This window comes from Mesorhizobium sp. M7A.F.Ca.AU.002.02.1.1 (genome assembly GCF_003998535.1).
In the GTDB taxonomy this organism is placed as follows: Bacteria; Pseudomonadota; Alphaproteobacteria; order Rhizobiales; family Rhizobiaceae; genus Mesorhizobium; species Mesorhizobium ciceri.
The window spans coordinates 1-4,056 of sequence record NZ_RZPB01000559.1; the positions used below are offsets into that span (position 1 = coordinate 1).

The following is a 4,056-nucleotide window of genomic DNA, read 5'->3' on the forward strand; positions in this document are numbered from 1 at the left end:
GCAGGATATCGGGCGGCACCAGTTTCTGGCGCTGGCGCTTGTGCGCCGGCGTGTCGCCGGTGCGCGTCTCGATGGTGACGGGCAGCCCGATCTCTTCCACCGGTTTGCCGAGATTACGCTCGATATCGACGGCAAGCGCCTTCAACGGCGAGATGTAGAGCGTGTGGATACCGCGCTGCGCCTGGCCCGGCTTTCTCTTTGGCCGGTTGGCCAGTTCGGTCAGCGAAGGCAGGAAGCCGGCCAGCGTCTTGCCGGCACCGGTCGGCGCGATCAGCAGGACCGACTGACCGGCCTGGGCCTTCGCCAGAAGTTCGATCTGATGGGCGCGCGGCGACCAGCCTTTCTCGCCAAACCATCTGAGGAATGGTTCGGGCAGGGCCACGGCGGCATTCTGTTCGGCAAGGCGCGGCTCAACTGTCACCCGCCAGAGGTAGCGCGACGGCGCGCGAACGCCAAGGAAAATCGGAACAAAAGGTGATCGAGGTGAGCTTTCCTCGCCCCGGTACGGGGAGAGGATGCCGGCAGGCAGGTGGGGGGCGGCGCGAACCTCTCAATGCTGGCGCTGTCCCTCATCCGCCCTCGGGCACCTTCTCCCCGTGAACGGGGCGAAGGAAGAAAGGCTACGGCCTCCTGAACCCTGTCGGGCCACCATAGAGATAACCGATGCGGTCAACCGCATCCTTCAGGCCTTCGCGCGACACCAGCATGGTGTGGCCGTTGGCGTGGATCATCGTGTCGGCATCGGTCATGACGGCGACATGGCCCTTCCAGAACACCAGATCGCCGCGTCGCAAGCCGGAGAAATCAGGTCCCGGTTCCAGCGGCTCGCCAAGGGCCGCAGCCTGCATGTCGGAATCGCGCAGCACGTCTCTGCCGGCCATGCGCATCGCCAGTTGCACCAGCCCCGAACAGTCGATGCCGAAACCGGAAGTGCCACCCCAGAGATAGGGTGTTCCTAGAAACGCCTCGGCAACCGCGACATAGTCGGACACAGCTTCACTGAGCGGCCGCAGGTGACCTGCGATCAGCGCCTCGCCGGACGGCAGGACCGCATAGTGCGTACCGCGCGTCTCGGCCGCCTCCGTCACTGTCACCGTCGATCCCATCGACAATTGTCCGGCGATCGGAAAGCGCAGATCCGGCGCGGGATAGAGGAAGGTGCGCGGCACGCAGACGATGTGCGTCGGCGTATGGTCCCGTTTGCCCAGCATCGTGTCGGCGACATAGCCGACATAGCCGTCGCGTTCGGCCTGGACCCAGGCCCAGCCTTCAGCGACATCGAAGACCAGGACATCGTCGCCGAACAGGGCTTGCGTGTTGACGCCGGCATCCGCCCGCGGCGCCTTGCGCATATCGGCCACTGACGCGATGACCCGCGCCGGCCGGCCGGCGACGAAGCGGTCAGCGGCGACCTCACCCTTCAGCCGTGCATCGGCAAGGTCCGAGCGAAAAGCGTGAAGGCGGGCATCCCTGGCAGTCAAATCGAGCACTCTGTTGAAAAGGTCGCTCACATCGGCAGTTCGAGCGCCTTGGCGATGATACCATCGCCGAAGCGCTCGACAAAGAGCGCGCCCTCGACCGTGCGCCTGATCAGAACATTGCGCTTGTCGAGCTCGTCGCGATGGCGCGAGACGAGTTTCAAAGCGCCCATCGTGTCAAGGGCGCGGGTGATCACCGGCTTGGTGACATTGAGCCGGGCGGCGAGCCCGCGCACGGTGTGCGGCGGCGGATCGAGATAGATGGTGAACAGGATTGCCGTCTGGCGCATGGTCAGATCGGGCGCGTCGTCGCGCACCTGCGACAGCATCACCTGCTGCCACAGTCGCAAGGCCTGGCTCGGGCGCATCGCAATCGACATCGCGCCAGCATGACGGCAAATTGTTTCGGTTCCGTTTCAGTCAAAGCGATTGCCGTCTTTCGCCTGCGACTGTCAGCCATAGCGTTTCGCGATGATCCGCTCCAGCGCGCGGATGCCCTGTGCCTCGCCGCCGGCGGGGCCATGCGGACGATCAGCCGGATTCCAGGCGAAGATGTCGAAATGCGCCCAGCCCGCGGTTTTTTCGACAAAGCGCTTCAGGAACAACGCCGCTGTGATCGAGCCGGCGAAACCGTCCGTGGTGACATTGTTGATGTCGGCGATCTTCGACGACAGTTTTGCATCGTAGGGCCGCCACAGCGGCATGCGCCACAGCGGATCCTCCGTCGCGACGGAAGCCTCCGCCAGATCGGATGCCAGCGTTTCGTCGCCGGTGTAGAACGGTGGCAGATCGGGGCCGAGCGCGACACGGGCAGCCCCGGTCAGCGTCGCCATGTCGACCAGAAGCTGCGGCTCCTCCTCGTCGGCCAGCGCCAGCGCGTCGGCCAGCACCAGCCGTCCCTCGGCATCCGTGTTGCCGATCTCGACAGTGATGCCCTTGCGGCTCATCAGCACGTCGCCAGGCCGGAAGGCGTTGCCGGCAATCGAATTTTCCACCGCGGGAATGAGCACGCGCAGCCGCACATTCAGCCCGGCAGCCATGATCATCGAGGCGAGGCCAAGGACATTGGCGGCACCGCCCATGTCCTTCTTCATCAGCAGCATGCCGGACGATGGCTTGATGTCGAGGCCGCCCGTGTCGAAGCAGACGCCCTTGCCGACCAGCGTCACCTTCGGTGCGTCTTGCTGTCCCCATCGCATGTCGATCAAGCGCGGTGCGCTGGTCGACGCACGGCCGACCGCATGGATCATCGGGAAGTTCCGGTCGAGGAGATCGTCACCCTTGATCACCGAGACTTCGGCCTTGTGCCTGGCGGCCAGGGTCCGCACCGCCTGCTCCAAATCTTCCGGACCCATATCGCTGGTCGGCGTGTTGACCAGATCGCGTGTCAGGAAGACGCCATCGACAATGCGGCGAACGCGCCCGGCATCGACGTCGGCCGGCAGGCCGAAGCGCAGCGCCCTGCCTGGCTTCTTGCCGTAGCGGGTGAAGACATAACCGCCGAGCAGCAGCGCGATCGCCGCGAGTTCGGCCTCGGCCGGCGCCAAGGCGAAATGCCAGTCGCCTTCCGGCAAGGCTTTCGACAATGCGCCGAGGGCAAGCGCGCCTTCGCCATCGCCGATACCGAACAAGGCGCCGCCGAGCGCCCCGTTTTCGCCGGGCACGACCAGTGTCCTGCCTGCCTCGCCGGAAAAGCCGTTGGCCCTGGCCCAGGCGATGGCGGCCGGCGCAAGACCGGCCGCGTCCAGACCGTCCCTGGCGACCAGATGGACCGGCAACGCGCCCGGCAATGTCTTCCCGACGAGTTCGACAGGCATGCGATGTTCTCCGTGTGAGTCGCCGTTCTTAACCGTCCGTTAGGGTTAACAGAATATTTCTGCGAGAGGGAAGACGGCCACGCAATGGCCGCGCATGAATGGAGGCTTAGGGTGCCATGCCGACCAACCGCAGGATCAATATCAGGGGAAAACGGCTCATCACCATGGCTCTTGTGCTGGCGCTGACGGCGGGCGTCGCCGGTTGCGGAACCGACAAGCTCTCCACCGGCTCTATCGCACGCACCAGCGGCAAACCGCTTGAAAGCATGTCGGCCGGCGAACTGCACAATGCCACCGGCGCACTTGGCCAATCCTACGCGAAGAACCCCAACGACAAGCGGATAGCGACGAACTATGCGGCGGCGTTGCAGATGGATGGCGACGCCGACCAGTCGCTGGCCGTGATGCGCAAACTCGCCATCGCTTTGCCCAAGGATCGTGACGTGCTTGCCTCCTACGGCAAGGCGCTGGCCGCCAATGGCCAGTTCGAGGCGGCGCTCGACGCCGTGCGCCGCGCTCAGACACCGGAATATCCCGACTGGAGGCTGGTGTCGGCGGAAGCGGCCATTCTCGACCAGACCGGCCAGAAGGACGATGCGCGCCAGCTTTACCGCAAGGCGCTCGACCTCAAGCCGAACGAGCCTTCCGTGCTCTCCAATCTTGGCATGTCGTATGTGCTGGAAGGTGATCTGCGCACCGCCGAAACCTATATGCGCTCGGCCGCGCAACAGCCGAATGCGGACAGCCGGGTCCGCCAGAAC

The 4,056-nt window shown here is 65.0% G+C and carries 5 protein-coding genes; 1 reads left to right on the plus strand and 4 read right to left on the minus strand.

Annotated elements, in window-relative coordinates:
• The 4 genes from EN879_RS26640 to EN879_RS26655 form a co-directional block, all read right to left on the minus strand.
• Window positions 1-421, minus strand: a 421-nt coding sequence (locus EN879_RS26640; RefSeq protein ID WP_127274343.1) for a DEAD/DEAH box helicase, incomplete at its 3' end; no start/stop codon positions are given.
• Between the two features lie 199 nt (window positions 422-620).
• Window positions 621-1,481 carry an NlpC/P60 family protein gene (locus EN879_RS26645; protein ID WP_063170457.1) on the minus strand — a complete coding sequence of 287 codons (861 nt, stop codon included), beginning with the start codon at window positions 1,479-1,481 and terminating at the stop codon, window positions 621-623.
• 26 nt (window positions 1,482-1,507) lie between these two features.
• Entirely contained in the window at window positions 1,508-1,858 is a 351-nt protein-coding gene (locus EN879_RS26650) for a MarR family winged helix-turn-helix transcriptional regulator (protein ID WP_013533675.1), read from the minus strand.
• A gap of 72 nt (window positions 1,859-1,930) precedes the next feature.
• On the minus strand, window positions 1,931-3,295 hold the full coding sequence (locus EN879_RS26655) for a M17 family metallopeptidase (protein WP_063169999.1): 1,365 nt from the start codon (window positions 3,293-3,295) through the stop codon (window positions 1,931-1,933).
• Window positions 3,296-3,411: 116 nt separating this feature from the next.
• Between EN879_RS26655 and EN879_RS26660 the strand changes: the two genes are divergently transcribed.
• Window positions 3,412-4,056 (plus strand): tetratricopeptide repeat protein (locus EN879_RS26660; RefSeq protein WP_127274344.1); only part of this gene is annotated, 645 nt, incomplete at its 3' end.

Bases quoted from the DNA above. Each gene is read 5' to 3' on its own strand.
- EN879_RS26655 (WP_063169999.1), bottom strand. From the start codon at position 3,295: ATGCCTGTCGAACTCGTCGGGAAGACATTGCCGGGCGCGTTGCCGGTC.
- EN879_RS26650 (WP_013533675.1), bottom strand. From the start codon at position 1,858: ATGTCGATTGCGATGCGCCCGAGCCAGGCCTTGCGACTGTGGCAGCAG.